The sequence below is a fragment of the Leifsonia shinshuensis genome (assembly GCF_022606355.1).
Classification (GTDB): domain Bacteria; phylum Actinomycetota; class Actinomycetes; order Actinomycetales; family Microbacteriaceae; genus Leifsonia; species Leifsonia shinshuensis_B.
The window spans coordinates 300,787-315,525 of sequence record NZ_JAHHZQ010000002.1; the positions used below are offsets into that span (position 1 = coordinate 300,787).

The window sequence follows — 14,739 nt, forward strand, 5'->3', positions numbered from 1 at the left end:
AAGACTCTAATTCGTCGGTTGTCGGGTGAGGAGGGCGATGTGCTCGTCCGCGACGGCGGAGACGGCGGCAAGCAGGTTGGGGTCCTCGCCTCGTGCGAGGCCAGCGTACTCCAGCGTCAGGGATCCGTCCGGGTTCTCGACGGCCTTGACCCAGATGCGCCTGCGCGGGACGAACAACGCTATGAGCAGTCCGCCGAAGATGAGCACGGCGAAGATCAGCACCCAGATCTGGGCGGGGTCGTGGTGCACGTCGAGCGACGCGTACCGCTTGACGTCGCCGAGCGAGATGGTGCCGAGGCCGTTCGGGAGCTCGACGGTCTGCCCCGGCTTCAGCTGGAGCGCCTTGGTCTTCGTGCCGGCGCCGGCGAGCTGGGTCATCTTGTCGGTGTTCAGGCTGTAGACCGACTGCGGGACGCCCGTGTCGACGCCGAGGTCGCCCGCGTAGACGTTGAGGCTCAGCAGCGGGTCGTCGAGGCCCGGGAAGGTCGACGTCAGAGCTCCCGCCGCCGTTTGGCTCTTGCCGACCGTGGGATAGAAGAAGCCGACCATCCCGACCTGCTCGCGCAGCCCGTCGGGGATCTTCACCCAGCCGAGCGACGTGAGCCGCGCGTCCTGCGCGATGAACGGCACGGAGTCGCTGAAGACGACCTTGCCCTCCGGATCTTTCACCGTGATCGTCGGCGCGTACCCGTTGCCGAGGAGGTAGACGTTGGTGCCGCCGATCGCGAGCGGGTCGTTGACCTTGATGGTCGCGGAGCCCGAGGTGTCTCCGGGCCCGGTCGTCGTCACCTTGGCGGTGTAGTCGAGCGGCGTGCCAACGGCATTCGGGTTCTTGGTCTCGTAGGCGACGTCGAGGCTGTCGACCCTGATCGAGAACGGCTCGAGCGAGCCGTCGGAGAAGAACCGCCCCGGGTTGAACGAGTTGTACGAGGGGAGGCTGTTCACGAAGCTCTGCCCGACGACCACGACCTTCTGCCCGGTGTAGCCGAAGCCTCCGCCGATGCCGACCGCGACCAGGACGCCGAGGAGCGCGATGTGGAACACCAGGTTGCCGGTCTCGCGCAGGTAGCCGCGCTCCGCCGAGACCGAGGTGGATCGCGCGTCCTGGTAGAGAGAGACCCGATAGCGCGACCGGCGCAGGATCTGCCGCGCCGACTCGATCGGGTTCGGTGCGTCGTCGCGCAGCTCGGCGGGCAGGATCCGCGACTGGAAGCCGGACATGCGGGTCAGTCGAACCGGCGTCTTGGGCGGCCGCGCTCGCAGTGCCTTGGCGTGGTGCACGGTGCGCGGGATGATGCAGCCGATCAGCGAGGCGAACAGCAGCAGATAGATGGCCGAGAACCAGAAGGACGTGTAGACGTCGAACAGCTGGAACTTGTCGAGCACCGGAGCCAGCTGCGGGTGCTCGTTGAAGTACCTGGTGACACCGCTGGGATCCGCCCCCCGCTGCGAGAAGAGCGAACCGGGGACAGCCGCGATCGCGAGCAGCAGCAGCAGGAACAGAGCCGTCTTCATGCTCGTGAGCTGGCGCCAGGCCCAGCGCAGCCAGCCGAGCGGTCCGAGCTTGGGCTGGGCGACGTCCGGGTCTTCGCGCGGCGGCGCGGAGTCGATGTGATCAGATGGCCGGGACAAAGCCGGAGATCACCCCCAGGAACTGGGACATCATGGCGGTCCAGAGACCGGTCGCCATCAGGACGCCGATGACCACGAGCAGTGCGCCTCCGATGATGTTGATGACACGGATGTGCCGCTTGATGAACGCGACCGATCCGGCGACCCAGTCGAAGCCGAGCGCGACGAGCAGGAACGGGATGCCGAGGCCGATGCAGTAGAACAGCCCCAGCAGCGCGCCGCGCCACGGGGAGCCGCTGCCGACGCTCAACGCGCTGATCGCGGCGAGGGTCGGGCCGATGCACGGCGTCCAGCCGAGGCCGAAGACGATGCCGAGCAGCGGAGCGCCGATGAGCCCGGTCGCGGGCCTCCAGGTCGGCTTGATCGTGCGCTGCAAGAACGAGAACTGGCCGATGAACACGAGCCCCATCAGGATGACCAGCACCCCGAGCACCCGGATGACCACCTCCTGCCAGCGGACCAGCCAGAGGCCGAGGGCGCCGAAGGCTGCACCGTAGGCGACGAAGACGACGGCGAAGCCGAGGACGAACAGGGCGACGCCGAGGAGCACACGGCTTCGGTCACGCTTGGCGCCGGGGTCGCTCATGCCGCCGACGTAGGCCAGGTATCCCGGCACGAGCGGTAGTACGCACGGCGACGCGAACGACACCAGCCCGGCGAGGAGCGCGATGGGAAGCGCGAGGAGGAGTTGCCCGCTGAAGACGATCTGGCCGACGTCCACGGTCACTTCCCGGCCACGGCGTCGGAGATGAGCGAGTCGAGGATGCTCTTGTCCGGGATCGCGCCGAGGATGCGGGCGGCCACACGGCCCTGCTTGTCGATCACGAGGGTGGTCGGCGTCGCCTTGGGCGGGACGGTCTTGCTGAACGCGAGCAGCACCGAGCCGGTATCGCGGTCGAGGACCGACGGGTAGGTGATGCCCTTGTCCTTCTCGAAGCTGGCAGCCGTGCTCTCGGAGTCGTACAGGTTGACGCCGAGGAAGCTCACTCCCTGCGATGCGTACTTCTCGGACAGCGACTGGAGAGCGGGAGCCTCCACCCGGCATGGCGGGCAGCCGGCGTACCAGAAGTTGACCACGAGGACCTTGCCCGCGTAGTCCTTCGACGACACCGCGGTGCCGTCGGCCAGCGTTCCGGAGAACGCGACGGGGGCTCCACGGTTGCCCGCTGCGTACTCGCTCACACTGCCATCGCCCGCGATGTAGTTCTGGCCGGAGCCGGAACGGTACTGGTTGGCGAGCGCGTCATTGGAGGTGCAGCCGGAGAGGAACAGAGCGGCCGCCGCCGCGATGGCCGGGACGACGAGAGCGAACCGCGCGCGAGCGGAGAGCGGGGAGCGGGCGTTCACACGGCCCCCACATCGGACGCGGTGGCGATCAGGCTGCCCGCGGGCTCGGCGTAGCCGACCTCGACGAGGCGGAGCACCGGCGGCGCGGACGGATCGGCCGGTGTCTGCTCCTCGCCCGGGCGGGGCTGCGGGGCAGGAGACGGCTCGGAGACGCGCTCGAAGGTCGTGACGCTCGAGAGCGCGCACCGCCGCTTGCGCGGGTCGTGCGGGAAGCTCTCGCCCGCGACCGACAGGTGCGTGACCCAGATCGGCAGCTGGTGGCTCACCAGGACGACGTCTCCGGACTCGACGGAGTCGAACGCGTCGTCGATCGCGGCCAGCATGCGCTTCTCGATGCTCGTGTAGGCCTCGCCCCAACTGGGCCGCGGCGGGTAGATCAGAAACGGCCAGTTGACCGGGTTCTTCAAGGCACGCCGCATGTTCGTGCCCTCGAAGTGGTTGGTGGGCTCGATGATCCGGTCGTCGATGATGGGCTCGAGGTCGAACGCCGCAGCGATCGGGGCGGCGGACTCGCGCGTGCGCTGCAATGGGGAGACACGCAGCGACGACATCGGGCGGCCGCGGGTTGCCAGGTCGTCTGCCGCCGCAGCGGCCATCCGGTGACCGAGCTTGGAGAGGCCGAAGCCCGGCAGCCTGCCATACAGGATGCCGTCGGGATTGAACACCTCTCCGTGACGGACGAGATGCACTTGGCTTGCTACCACGGCTCCAGTCTACGGAGCGCTTTGCCTTGAATTCACTGAGCGCCGGGCTGGGAGGCAGTGACTCGGCCCAATGCGGCGGTAGATGCGGGCGGTAGGCTTGTCGATCGTGACCGCACGCGTTTTGATCAAGGACCTCGCCGCTCTTCCCGACGGCCCCGTCAGTGTCGCCGGATGGGTCGAGACCGTCCGCGACCAGAAGAAGGTGCAGTTCGTCGTGCTGCGCGACGAGTCGGGTGCTGTGCAGCTGGTGAACCCGCGCACCGTCGCCGACGACGGCACGGTGGTCGCCGACGAGCCGGCCACGACCATCTCGGGGCTGTCGCAGGGCTCGTTCGTGCGCGCGACGGGCGAGCTCAAGCACGACGAGCGGGTCAAGCTCGGCGGCATCGAGATCAAGCTGAGCACCCTCGAAGTCGAGACGGCCGCCATCCCGGAGACCCCGATCGCGGCGGACAGCGGCATCGACAAGCGCATGGACTGGCGCTTCCTCGACCTCCGCGAACCGAAGCACAACCTGATCTTCCGCGTGCAGACCACTCTCGAACACGCGATGCGTCAGTACTGGGTCGACAACGGCTTCATCGAGATCCACACCCCGAAGCTGATGGCGTCGGCGTCCGAGTCGCGTGCCGAGCTCTTCGAGCTCCCGTACTTCGAGACGACCGCCTACCTCGCCCAGAGCCCGCAGATCTTCAAGCAGATGGCCCAGGCGGCCGGATTCGGCCGGGTGTTCGAGATCGGGCCGGCGTTCCGCGCCGACCCGAGTTTCACGAGCCGTCACGCGACGGAGTTCACGAGCGTCGACACCGAGCTGAGCTGGATCGACAGCCACGAGGACGTCATGAAAGTGCACGAGGACCTCCTCGTCGCCGGTTTCACCGCGGTCAAGGAGAAGCACGGCGCGGAGATCGAGGCGCTCTTCGGCGTCGAGGTCACCGTTCCGACCACGCCGTTCCCGCGCATCCCGCTCGCCGAGGCCAAGCGCATCGTCGCCGAGCAGGGCTACGAGGTGCCGCGCGCCGACGACGACATGGACCCCGAGGGCGAGCGCCGCATCTCCCAGTACGTCAAGGAGACCTACGGACACGAATTCGTCTTCCTGACGGACTACGCGTCGAGCATCCGCCCGTATTACCACATGCGTCACGCCGACGACCCGTCGCTCACCAAGAGCTACGACCTGATCTTCAACGGTGTGGAGATCTCGACCGGCGCCCAGCGCGAGCACCGCGTGGACATCCTCGAGAAGCAGGCCGCCGACAAGGGCCTGTCGGTCGAGGAGCTGGAGGACGTGCTCGCGACCTTCCGGTACGGCATCCCGCCGCACGGCGGCTTCGGAATGGGCCTCGCCCGCGTGCTCATGCTGATGCTGCACCTGTCGAACCTGCGCGAGACGACCTACCTCTTCCGCGGCCCGACGCGACTGACCCCGTAGCGGACAGCGCGGTCCAGCGTTCACCCGCGACGAGGATGTGCCCCAGGAAGCGGAGCCCGATCGTCGCGGCGGCCTGATCGAGCCTGCGGGTGAGCACCGTGTCGGCGACCGAGGGGTCGAGCGATCCGGACGGATGGTTGTGCGCGACGGCGAACGAGCGTCCGCCGCGGGTGAGGACCGCCTGCAGGATGTCGGCCGGCTGGATGGAGCGCTCGTCGACGCCGCCGTCACGGAGCATCACGAGCTCGAGCGGGCGCGCTGCACGGTCGGCGACCACGACGACGAAACGCTCGCTGTCGCGATGCAGCAGCTCGGGGCGCACGACATCGGCGACGGCGGTGTGGTCCACCAGGCGCGTCCAGGCCGACGAGCGCCCGGCGCGCCGCCAGATCTCGATGATGGCGACGAGACGGCCTGCGGTCGCCGGCCCGACTCCCGGGAGGTTCTCGAGCCGCGCGAAATCCATGGTCGCGAGCCCGGGGAATCCGCCGCAGCTGCCGAGGATCGACCGCGCCAGCGACAGAACGCTGCGGCCGGTCTGACCCGACCCGAGGATGAGCGCGAGCACCTCGTCGTCGGTGAGGGAGCCGACACCGAGGCGGCGCATCCGCTCGCGCGGCCGATCGTGGCTCGGTACATCGGCGAGGGACTGCTCGGCTTCTTCCACGACAGACATGGACCCACGGTACGAACAGCAGGGTGGTGCGACGGGCGGGCCCGACCAATCTGTGGACAACTGCCTCCGGGCCCCATCCTGTGGATGACAATGGATGGAGAGTATCCGGCAACGAAGGAGTCGCCCCGCAATGACCAGTCCCCTCCCCGATCCCCAACCGAACGACGTCGTCATCCTGTCGGCGGCGCGCACCCCGCAGGGCAAGATCCTGGGTTCGCTCGCCAGTCAGAGCGCCCTGCAGCTGGGGGCCGTCGCCCTCCGCCGCGCCCTGGAGCAGTCCGGTGTCGGCGCCTCGGACGTCGATGCCGTGATCTTCGGCCAGGTGCTGCAGGCCGGCGCCGGCCAGAACCCCGCCCGGCAGACCGCGATCGGCGCGGGCATCGGCTGGGACGTCCCTGCGACGACGATCAACAAGGTGTGCCTCTCCGGTCTCGCGGCCGTGATCGACGCCGCCCGCCTCATCCGCGCCGGCGAGGCGACCGTCGTCGCGGCCGGCGGCCAGGAGTCGATGACCAACGCCCCGCACGTCCTGCCCGGCTCGCGGAAGGGGTGGACCTACGGCTCGATCGAGGCGGTCGACTCCGCCGCGTACGACGGGCTGACCGACGCCTTCGACAAGATCTCGATGGGCGCCTCCACCGAGCGGTACACCGAGAAGCTCGGGCTCACGCGCGAAGCCCAGGACGCATTCGCGGCCTCCTCGCACCAACGGGCCGGCGCCGCCGCGGCCTCCGGAGTCTTCACGGACGAGATCGCGCCCGTCAGCATCCCGCAGCGCAAGGGTGACCCTGTGGTCGTCTCCGTCGATGAGGGGGTGCGCCCGGACTCCACAGTGGAGGTACTGGGCAAACTCCGGCCGAGCTTCGCCACCGACGGCACGCTCACGGCGGGCAACTCCTCGCCGCTCAGCGACGGAGCGGCGGCCCTCATCCTCACCTCGCGCGAGAACGCCGAGCGGCTGGGACTGGACTGGCTCGCGGTCGTCGGCGCGAGCGGGCAGGTCGCCGGCCCGGACAACTCACTGCACTCGCAGCCGTCGAACGCGATCCAGGCGGCGCTCGCACGCGCGGGCTGGGACGTGGACGACCTCGATCTGGTCGAGATCAATGAGGCCTTCGCCGCCGTCGCCGTGCAGTCGACGGCCGACCTCGACCTCGACCCGGAGAAGGTCAACATCCACGGCGGCGCGATCGCGCTGGGACATCCGATCGGTGCCTCCGGAGCGCGGCTCGCGGGTCATGCCGCGCATGAGCTGGCACGGCGCGGATCCGGGCGTGCGGCTGTCGCACTGTGCGGTGGCGGCGGGCAGGGGGACGCGCTGCTGCTCTGGCGCTAACGGAGGAGATCCGGAAGCGGGGCAGCCCGATCCGCAGTGAACGGAGGAGATCCGGCCCGGGATGGGGCGGATCTCCTCCGTTGTCGGCGCGTCGGTGGCCGCAGGTCAGCGGGTCAGGTGGCGCTCGGCGGGGCCGGTGTACTGCGAGAGCGGGCGGATCAGCGAGTTGGCGGCGTACTGCTCGAAGACGTGCGCCGTCCAGCCGGTGACGCGCGCCGCGGCGAACAGCGGCGTGAAGGTCTCGGTGTCGAACCCCATCAGGTTGTAGGCCGGCCCCGAGGGGTAGTCGAGGTTGGGCTTGATGTTCTTGCGCTCACCCATCGCGTTCTCGAGGGCGTCGTAGAGGTCGAGCATGTCCTGGCGGTCGTAGTGCTCGACCAGGCCTTCGAGCGACGCGCGCATCGTCGGCACCCGGGAGTCGCCGTTCTTGTAGACGCGGTGGCCGAAACCCATGATCTTGCTCTTCTGGGCCAGCGCGTCGTCGAGCCACGCCTCCGCCCGGTCGGCGCTGCCGATCTCGTCGAACGCGTGCATCACGGCCTCGTTGGCGCCGCCGTGCAGCGGCCCCTTGAGAGCGCCGATCGCGCCGGTCACGGCGGAGTACACATCGGAGAGGGTGGAGGCGATCACGCGTGCAGTGAACGTCGAGGCGTTGAACGAGTGCTCGGCGTACAGCACGAGCGAGACCCGGAAGGCGTCGACGACCACGTCGTCCGGCACCTCCCCGAACGTCAGCCAGAGGAAGTTGCGCGCATAGTCGAGGTCGTCCCGAGGCTCCAGCACGTCGAGCCCGCGACGGCGACGCTGGATGTACGCCACGATCGTCGGCAGCTGTGCGAAGAGGTAGACGGCCCTGCCGAGGTTCAGCTCGGGGTCGAGGATGCCGTTCTCCTGCTCCAGCGTCGGGTCGAGCCCGCCGAGCTGGCTGACCGCCGTGCGCAGCGCGTCCATCGGGTGCGCGGAGGCGGGGATGTCGTCGAGCGCACGACGTGTGCGGTCGTCGAGTCGACGCAGCCCCCGCTCCAGCTTCTCGAAGACCTCGAGCTCCTCGGCCGTGGGCAGCTCACCGTGCCACAGCAGCCAGGCGACCTCCTCGAACGAGCACTGCGCGGCCAGCTCTTGCACTGGGTAACCGCGGTAGAGCAACGAATTGGTCTGCGGGTTGACGGATGAGATGGTCGTGGTGTCGACCACGACGCCGGCGAGGCCCTTGTGGATCTCGGGGTCGGTCATGTGTGCTGCTCCTTCGCTGCTGTGGCGGGTGCCAGCGGCGCACCCCGATGTCGTGCGCCGAGGTGTCGAACGCGTCGTCTCACTCGTAGTCAATCAGGTCGCGGAGGTCGGCGCGATGTCGCATCTGCGGGTGCGCCGCGCTTCACACGGCGAACGTCCTTCGCCTACGCTCCTCTTCATGGTGCCCGTTCCGTCCCTGCTCGCGTTCGCGCTCGCGGCGATCGCCCTCATCGTCATTCCCGGGCCGAGCGTGCTGTTCGTGATCGGGAGGTCACTGGCGCTCGGCCGGCTGGGCGGCCTCCTGAGCGTTCTCGGCAACGCCCTCGGGATGCTGCCGCTCGTGCTCGCGGTCGCGCTCGGGATCGGCGCCCTGATCGCGCAGTCGCTGGTGGCGTTCACGATCATCAAGTTCGCCGGGGCGGCGTACCTGATGTACCTCGGCGTGCAGGCGATCCGTCACCGCCGTCACACCGCGGTCACGCACGAGGCGACGCCGTCTCGACGGTCCTGGGTGCGGATCCTCGGCGAGGGCTTCCTGGTGGGGCTGACCAACCCCAAGTCCCTGGTGTTCTTCGTCGCGGTGCTGCCGCAGTTCGTCGACTACCGGGCCGGTGCCATCCCCGTGCAGCTCTTCGAGCTCGGCGTGGTCTTCCTGCTGCTGGCGCTGACGTTCGACAGCATCTGGGCGCTCGTCGCCGGCACCGCCCGGGCGTGGTTCGGCAAGTCGCCGAAGCGCGTCGAACGGCTCGGCGCGACCGGGGGCGTGCTCATGATCGGGCTCGGCGGGGTGCTGGCGCTGACCGGGAACAAGCACTGACCGGAAACAAGCACTGACCCGGCAACCAGCACTGACCGCGATGCGCGGCTAGATGTCCCCCGCCGTCGCCACCGGCACGAGCACTGCGCGCGCGAGCGAGTGGAAGTGGGCGTTGAAGCCCAGCACCGCCGGGGTCGACTCGGGATCGAGCTCGAGGTGGTCGACGTCGAGGGCGTGGACCACGATGTAGTAGTGGTGCGTGCCCGTTCCCGGGGGCGGCCCCGCACCGGTGAAGCTCTTGGACCTCAGCTCGTTGGAGAGCATCGCCGCGCCCTGCGGGAGGGCGGCCCCGCCCTCGGCTCCCGCGCCGGCGGCCAGCGAGGTCACCGAGGCGGGGATGTCGTAGACCGCCCAGTGCCAGAACCCGGAGCCCGTCGGCGCATCGGGGTCGTGGATCGTGACGGCGAAGCTCTTGGTCTCTGCCGGGAACCCGCTCCAGGAGAGCTGCGGCGAGACGTCTCCGCCGCCACCGCCCGCTCCCCACTGGGCCCGCGCCAGCGGCCGGTCGTCGGCGACGTCGTCGCTCGTGAGGGTGAACAAGGGGACGGCGCCGAAGCGCTCGAGCGGATCTCTCGACATGGAGGCAACGCTACGCGCGCTGCGTCGACTCCGTCAGTGCCGATCGCTCCGGCCGCTTGCGGAAGCGTTTGGGCAGACCCACGATCCCCCAGCCGGTCACCCGCAACATCGCCTCCGCGACGATGCCTCCGGTCATCTTCGAGGCCCCGTGCTCGCGCTCGACGAAGGTGATGGGCACCTCGACCACAGCCAGGCCGGCATCGTATGCGCGCCGCAGCATGTCGATCTGGAAGCAGTAGCCCTGGCTCTCGACGGCCTCGAAGTGGATGCGACGCAGCGCATCCGCCGTGAAAGCCCGGTAGCCGCCGGTGACGTCGCGCGCCCGGACGCCCAGGCAGAACCGCGAATAGGTGCTGCCACCGCGGGAGATGAGGCGCCGGTGGATCGGCCAGTTGACCACGCTGCCACCCGCCACCCAGCGGGAACCGAGTACCAGGTCGGCGCCGTCTGCTCCGTCGCCCGCCGGAACGGCGCGCAGCGCGGCGAGCAGCGACGGGAGCTCCTCCGGACGGTGCGACCCGTCGGCGTCCATCTCGACGACCGCGTCGTAGCCGCCGTCAAGCGCCCACGACATCCCCGCGCGGTACGCGGCGCCGAGGCCTTCCTTGCCCGCCCGGTGCAGGACGTGCACGTTGGCGTCGGTCGCGGCGAGCGCGTCGGCGATCTGGCCGGTGCCGTCCGGCGATCCGTCGTCGACGACGAGGATGTCCACCTCGGGTGCGGAGGCGCGGATCCGTCCGACGACGGACCCGATGTTCTCGCGCTCGTTGTACGTCGGAAGGATCACGATGGTTCGCATACTCATACCATCATCCATTCTGCTGAACGGGAGGCGAACGAATCTGTCTGTATTCGCAGTCGACGCTGCTACCATCCCCCGATGCCCGTCGCCAAGGTACTGCTCTTCTATGTCTTCGCGCCCCTCCCTGATCCCGACGCGGTGCGGCTGTGGCAGCGCGACCTCTGCGAGTCGCTCGGACTGCGTGGTCGGATCCTGCTGTCGAAGGACGGCATCAACGGAACCCTCGGTGGTGAGCTCGGCGCGCTCAAACGCTATGTGCGCAAGACGAAGGACTACTCCGCGTTCCACGATCTCGACGTCAAGTGGAGTGAGGGTTCCGGCCTCGACGACGAGGGAGGGAGTCTCGACTTCCCGAGGCTCTCGGTGCGCGTGCGCGACGAGATCGTCTCGTTCGGCGCCCCGGAGGAGCTTCGCGTGGAGGCCGGCGGCGTCGTCGGCGGCGGCGAGCGGCTCGACCCTGACGGCCTCCACACGCTTCTCGAACAGAGGGACGACGTGGTCTTCTTCGACGGGCGCAACCGTTTCGAGGCCGGCATCGGGCGCTTCCGCGACGCGGTCGTCCCCGACGTCGCGACGACGCGGGAGTTCGTGGCCGAGCTGGACAGCGGCCGCTACGACCACTTGAAGGACAAGGCGGTCGTCACCTACTGCACCGGAGGGATCCGCTGCGAAGTGCTCTCGGGGTTGATGCGCTCGCGCGGGTTCGGCGAGGTCTACCAGCTCGACGGCGGCGTCGTCCGCTACGGCGAGCGCTTCGGCGACGACGGACTCTGGGAGGGTTCGCTCTACGTCTTCGACGGACGGGGCTCCGTGCGGTTCTCCGACCACGCGGCCGTCGTTGGCCGCTGCGCCGGGTGCGGCGCCGCCACCGATCGGATGCGCAACTGCACCGATCTCACGTGCCGCGAACAGCTCGTGGTCTGCGAGGACTGCTCGGCATCGGCCTGCGCCGCGCACTCCTGACCGGGCACAGGATCGGCGGGCCCGATCCACGCGGATCGCCGGGAACCATTGCTGGCGCTTTCGCGTTGCGGCCATCATGAACACCATGGATCCGGTAGCCACCATCGTCTGGATCGTGTCGTTCGTCGTCGTGACGGTCACGGTCACGGGACTCTCGCGCCGCGTGGGCTGGTCGGCTCCCGTCGTGCTCGTCGTCGTCGGCGCGGTCGCCTCGTTCATCCCCGGGGTTCCACAGGTCGCCCTGGAGCCCGAGGTCGTGCTGTACGGCCTGCTGCCTCCGCTGCTCTTCGCGGCGGCCATCCAGACCTCCATCGTCGACGTCCGGGCCAGGCGCGACGGCATCCTGCTGCTCTCGGTCGGTCTGGTGATCTTCACCGTCGTGGTCGTCGGTCTCACCACGTGGCTGGTGGTGCCCGCGATCACGATCGCCGCCGCCTTCGCCTTCGGCGCGGTCGTCGCCCCGACGGACACGGTGGCCGTGACGGCGATCGCCGGGCGCGTGCACCTCCCCCGGCGACTCGTGACCGTGCTGGAGGGCGAGAGCCTGCTCAACGACGCGACCGCCCTGGTGGCGTTGAACGCGACCATCGCGGCGATCGTCAGCGTCGTCAACCCGTGGGCGATCGCCGGCGACTTCGTCATCGCCGTGGTGGTCGGTGTCGGGACCGGCCTGCTGATCGGCTGGATCCTGTCCTTGATCCGCAAGCAGCTGCGCTCGCCGGTGCTCGACACCTCCCTCGGGCTGATCACGCCGTATCTCGCGTTCATCCCGTCCCAGTTCCTGCACGGGTCCGGCATCCTCTCCGTGGTGGTCGCCGGCCTCTACCTCGGCTTCCGCTCCCCGACCATCCAGACGGCGGAGGCGCGGATCGCCGAGACGATCAACTGGCGCACGATCGAGTTCCTGCTCGAGAACGCGGTGTTCCTGTTCATCGGGCTGGAGCTCTCGAGCATCCTGAGCTCGGCCTTCCGGTCGGGCATCACGGTGGCCGAGACGGTGTGGATCAGCGTCGCCGTGCTCCTCGCGCTGTTCCTCGCGCGGTTCGTCTGGATGGTCGGGACGACGGCGCTCTACCGCTATGGACCGCAACGGCTCCGGGAGCGTGGCTGGACCTGGCCGACGGGCATCGCGGTGTCGTTCGCCGGAATCCGCGGAGTGGTCACCCTCGCGGCGGTGTTTCTGCTCCCCGCGCAGACGCCGCACCGCGAGTTCCTGCAGTTCCTGGCGTTCGTGGTCGTCGTCGCGACCCTTCTGGAGGGGCTCACGCTGCCGTGGGTCATCCGCAGACTGAAGCTGCCGCCTCCGGATTTCGCGCAGGAGGCCGGCGAGATGCAGCGCCTCCTGGCCGAGGCGCAGTCCGCGGGGCTCGAGCACCTGGAGGCGCAGGTCACCGGGGACGAGGACGACCGGGTCATCGAGCGACTGCGCGTGAACGCCGTGTTCCTGTCGGACGCGCTCGAGAATCCCACCCCGGAGGACACCGAGGACGCACCGCTCGAGTACCGCAGGCTCCGGAGGTCGATGATCGTGGCCGAACGCCAGGCGGTGCTCGAGGCGCGTGCTGAGGGCCGCTACCAGGAACTGGCGGTCCGGTCGGTGCTGGCATTCCTCGACGCCGAGGAGTCGGCCCTCAAGGCCGGAGGGAGCGACGGCAAGAAGCTGATGTGAGCGCAGGACGCCGCCGACGTCAGCGCACGGTCGTGTCGTCGGTCGGCGCGTCCGCTGCGGCGAGCGCCGCCGCCTGCGCCGCGTCGGCTCCTGCTCCCGCATCGGCACCCCGCCCTGACGGGACCCGCGGTCGCCGCGCCCAGAGTCGGGCCCGCTGCGACGACAGCGCCAGCACGACCAGGATGTCCAGCGGCAGCCCCAGGATGTTGGTGTGCAGCGTGACCTGCGCGCCGCCGTTGAAGAAGTCGATCGCCGCGAGGATCACCAGCAGGGCGCTCAACGACATGGAGGCGATGCGCGCCCAGTTGCTGCCGGCGAACACCAGCAGCGCGAGTGCGAAGGAGAAGACGAGCCCCGCCGCGAAGACGCCCATCGCGATCCCGAACACCAGGTCGGCTACCTGCAGTTCGGACGCGGTGAGTGTCTGCCCGGTCTGCGACACCAGCTCGGAGCGGATGAAGGCCGGCCAGGCGAGCACCGTGAGGACGACCGTGAGCACGCCGGCGAGCACGCGCAGCAGCATGAGGAGGAAACCGAGCGTCGTCGGCACCGGCCGGCGCTCGGCGCGGGCCACACGGCGCTCATACGCCCCGGCCGCGCGCGCCACCGCCCACGGCTCGACCGTCACCGCCGTCAGATCGACCACGGGGAGGTCGCCGTCGGTCTCGATGCTGTCGCCCCCGCCGTTGCGTGAGTGGTAGCCGCTCGAGAAGTCGCGGATGACCGACACCTCCGCACCGATCCCGGCGTCCTGCAGGGTCGAGACGATGTGGTCGCGCTCGATGTCGGTGTTGGCGTCGATCTTGTGCGTGATCTGCAGCGTGAACAGGGAGAACCCGACGGACCGGTCGAACGTCCCTGCCGCCAGCCAGTCGACGCGATGGCCGCCAGGGAGCAGCCATCCCTCCGGGCACCGCCAGAACCGCACGTGATGCCGCTTCGCGGGGTTGCCGAGCACCTCCTGCTGGTAGGCGAGGTCCTGCTGATGGCCGAAGAGGAACAGCGGGCTCACCGGCGCCTCGTCGTAGCTGCGCCGGAGCAGCGTCGAGGTGATGATGCGCCGGCTGGAGGCCGCGGTGACCTCGTCGGCCCGGGTCCAGCCCGCCGCCGTCATCGCCTCGTCGAGCTGTGCCTCCGACCCGAGCAGTGCCAGGTTGATCGGGTCGCCCAGCAGGCCGTCGCTGGTCCTCGCCCTCCCGATGAAGTAGTCGGGCACGTAAATCTGGGTGAGGATGCGATGCAGTCTCGGCAGCACCAGGTAGGCGAGCACGATCCAGAACAGCACGAAGAAGAGGACGAGGAACCAGCCCCACCCGAAGCTCTCGGTGAGCACGAGCCACGCGAGCCAGATCGCCGCGACGCCGCCGAACACGAAGAACGCGTTGTCGACGACGGCGTTGACGGACACCCGGCGGCCGGTGGCGGAGAGGGTCTTGGACGGCCCCGGTCCCCCGCCCGCGGATGCTGCCCGCGGCGGTCCACCCGGCTCCCCGGCGCCCTCCATGCGCCCATCCTAGAGCGGGCGCGGCGCGGGTCGTAGGGTGGC

14 protein-coding genes are annotated in these 14,739 nt (G+C 69.4%); 5 read left to right on the plus strand and 9 right to left on the minus strand.

Annotation, left to right across the window (positions count from 1 at the left end):
- Nucleotides 1-6: 6 nt before the first annotated feature.
- Genes resB through KNO15_RS08220 form a run of 4 tightly spaced genes read right to left on the minus strand, consistent with a single transcriptional unit; the run spans nucleotide 7 to nucleotide 3,683 of the window.
- Complete coding sequence (gene resB / locus KNO15_RS08205; RefSeq protein WP_241702994.1) at nucleotides 7-1,632, minus strand: cytochrome c biogenesis protein ResB; 1,626 nt, start codon at nucleotides 1,630-1,632, stop codon at nucleotides 7-9.
- Nucleotides 1,616-2,353 (minus strand): cytochrome c biogenesis CcdA family protein, encoded by a 738-nt coding sequence (locus KNO15_RS08210; protein ID WP_241702995.1) that lies wholly within the window; start codon nucleotides 2,351-2,353, stop codon nucleotides 1,616-1,618. Before KNO15_RS08210 ends, resB begins: the two co-directional genes overlap by 17 nt.
- A gap of 2 nt (nucleotides 2,354-2,355) precedes the next feature.
- Nucleotides 2,356-2,979: a TlpA family protein disulfide reductase gene (locus KNO15_RS08215; protein ID WP_241702998.1), complete on the minus strand. Its 624-nt coding sequence runs from the start codon at nucleotides 2,977-2,979 to the stop codon at nucleotides 2,356-2,358.
- On the minus strand, nucleotides 2,976-3,683 hold the full coding sequence (locus tag KNO15_RS08220) for a histidine phosphatase family protein (protein WP_241703002.1): 708 nt from the start codon (nucleotides 3,681-3,683) through the stop codon (nucleotides 2,976-2,978). The genes KNO15_RS08215 and KNO15_RS08220 overlap by 4 nt, the downstream gene beginning before the upstream one ends.
- Before the next feature lie 82 nt (nucleotides 3,684-3,765).
- On the opposite strand from KNO15_RS08220, the gene aspS reads away from it, so the two are divergent.
- The gene (aspS, locus tag KNO15_RS08225; protein ID WP_241703004.1) at nucleotides 3,766-5,118 is read left to right on the plus strand and encodes an aspartate--tRNA(Asn) ligase; all 1,353 of its coding nucleotides are present in this window, start codon (nucleotides 3,766-3,768) and stop codon (nucleotides 5,116-5,118) included.
- Here aspS and KNO15_RS08230 read toward each other — a convergent pair.
- Nucleotides 5,042-5,794 carry a JAB domain-containing protein gene (locus KNO15_RS08230; protein WP_241703005.1) on the minus strand — a complete coding sequence of 251 codons (753 nt, stop codon included), beginning with the start codon at nucleotides 5,792-5,794 and terminating at the stop codon, nucleotides 5,042-5,044. The two genes, aspS and KNO15_RS08230, sit on opposite strands and share 77 nt — an antisense overlap.
- 130 nt (nucleotides 5,795-5,924) lie before the next feature.
- Here KNO15_RS08230 and KNO15_RS08235 point away from each other — a divergent pair, with 130 nt between their 5' ends.
- Nucleotides 5,925-7,130 carry an acetyl-CoA C-acetyltransferase gene (locus tag KNO15_RS08235; RefSeq protein WP_241703008.1) on the plus strand — a complete coding sequence of 402 codons (1,206 nt, stop codon included), beginning with the start codon at nucleotides 5,925-5,927 and terminating at the stop codon, nucleotides 7,128-7,130.
- Nucleotides 7,131-7,235: 105 nt separating this feature from the next.
- Here the strand turns inward: KNO15_RS08235 and KNO15_RS08240 are convergent, their stop codons facing one another.
- Nucleotides 7,236-8,363 carry a bifunctional 2-methylcitrate synthase/citrate synthase gene (locus tag KNO15_RS08240; protein ID WP_241703010.1) on the minus strand — a complete coding sequence of 376 codons (1,128 nt, stop codon included), beginning with the start codon at nucleotides 8,361-8,363 and terminating at the stop codon, nucleotides 7,236-7,238.
- A gap of 178 nt (nucleotides 8,364-8,541) precedes the next feature.
- On the opposite strand from KNO15_RS08240, the gene KNO15_RS08245 reads away from it, so the two are divergent.
- Nucleotides 8,542-9,180, plus strand: a complete 639-nt coding sequence (locus KNO15_RS08245; RefSeq protein WP_241703012.1) for a LysE family translocator — start codon at nucleotides 8,542-8,544, stop codon at nucleotides 9,178-9,180.
- A gap of 48 nt (nucleotides 9,181-9,228) precedes the next feature.
- Here KNO15_RS08245 and KNO15_RS08250 read toward each other — a convergent pair whose 3' ends face one another.
- Nucleotides 9,229-9,759, minus strand: a complete 531-nt coding sequence (locus KNO15_RS08250; protein ID WP_241703014.1) for a YbhB/YbcL family Raf kinase inhibitor-like protein — start codon at nucleotides 9,757-9,759, stop codon at nucleotides 9,229-9,231.
- A 10-nt stretch (nucleotides 9,760-9,769) separates the two neighbouring features.
- Entirely contained in the window at nucleotides 9,770-10,558 is a 789-nt protein-coding gene (locus tag KNO15_RS08255; protein ID WP_241703891.1) for a polyprenol monophosphomannose synthase, read from the minus strand.
- Between the two features lie 81 nt (nucleotides 10,559-10,639).
- Between KNO15_RS08255 and trhO the strand changes: the two genes are divergently transcribed.
- Entirely contained in the window at nucleotides 10,640-11,524 is an 885-nt protein-coding gene (trhO, locus tag KNO15_RS08260) for an oxygen-dependent tRNA uridine(34) hydroxylase TrhO (RefSeq protein WP_241703016.1), read from the plus strand.
- Nucleotides 11,525-11,609: 85 nt separating this feature from the next.
- Nucleotides 11,610-13,193 (plus strand): Na+/H+ antiporter, encoded by a 1,584-nt coding sequence (locus KNO15_RS08265; RefSeq protein ID WP_241703018.1) that lies wholly within the window; start codon nucleotides 11,610-11,612, stop codon nucleotides 13,191-13,193.
- A 19-nt stretch (nucleotides 13,194-13,212) separates the two neighbouring features.
- Here the strand turns inward: KNO15_RS08265 and KNO15_RS08270 are convergent, their stop codons facing one another.
- On the minus strand, nucleotides 13,213-14,697 hold the full coding sequence (locus KNO15_RS08270) for an LssY C-terminal domain-containing protein (RefSeq protein WP_241703020.1): 1,485 nt from the start codon (nucleotides 14,695-14,697) through the stop codon (nucleotides 13,213-13,215).
- Between the last annotated feature and the right edge of the window lie 42 nt (nucleotides 14,698-14,739).

Bases quoted from the DNA above. Each gene is read 5' to 3' on its own strand.
- aspS (WP_241703004.1), top strand. From the start codon at position 3,766: ATGCGGGCGGTAGGCTTGTCGATCGTGACCGCACGCGTTTTGATCAAG.
- KNO15_RS08230 (WP_241703005.1), bottom strand. From the start codon at position 5,794: ATGTCTGTCGTGGAAGAAGCCGAGCAGTCCCTCGCCGATGTACCGAGC.
- KNO15_RS08235 (WP_241703008.1), top strand. From the start codon at position 5,925: ATGACCAGTCCCCTCCCCGATCCCCAACCGAACGACGTCGTCATCCTG.
- KNO15_RS08240 (WP_241703010.1), bottom strand. From the start codon at position 8,363: ATGACCGACCCCGAGATCCACAAGGGCCTCGCCGGCGTCGTGGTCGAC.
- KNO15_RS08245 (WP_241703012.1), top strand. From the start codon at position 8,542: ATGGTGCCCGTTCCGTCCCTGCTCGCGTTCGCGCTCGCGGCGATCGCC.
- KNO15_RS08250 (WP_241703014.1), bottom strand. From the start codon at position 9,759: ATGTCGAGAGATCCGCTCGAGCGCTTCGGCGCCGTCCCCTTGTTCACC.
- KNO15_RS08255 (WP_241703891.1), bottom strand. From the start codon at position 10,558: ATGCGAACCATCGTGATCCTTCCGACGTACAACGAGCGCGAGAACATC.
- trhO (WP_241703016.1), top strand. From the start codon at position 10,640: ATGCCCGTCGCCAAGGTACTGCTCTTCTATGTCTTCGCGCCCCTCCCT.
- KNO15_RS08265 (WP_241703018.1), top strand. From the start codon at position 11,610: ATGGATCCGGTAGCCACCATCGTCTGGATCGTGTCGTTCGTCGTCGTG.
- KNO15_RS08270 (WP_241703020.1), bottom strand. From the start codon at position 14,697: ATGGAGGGCGCCGGGGAGCCGGGTGGACCGCCGCGGGCAGCATCCGCG.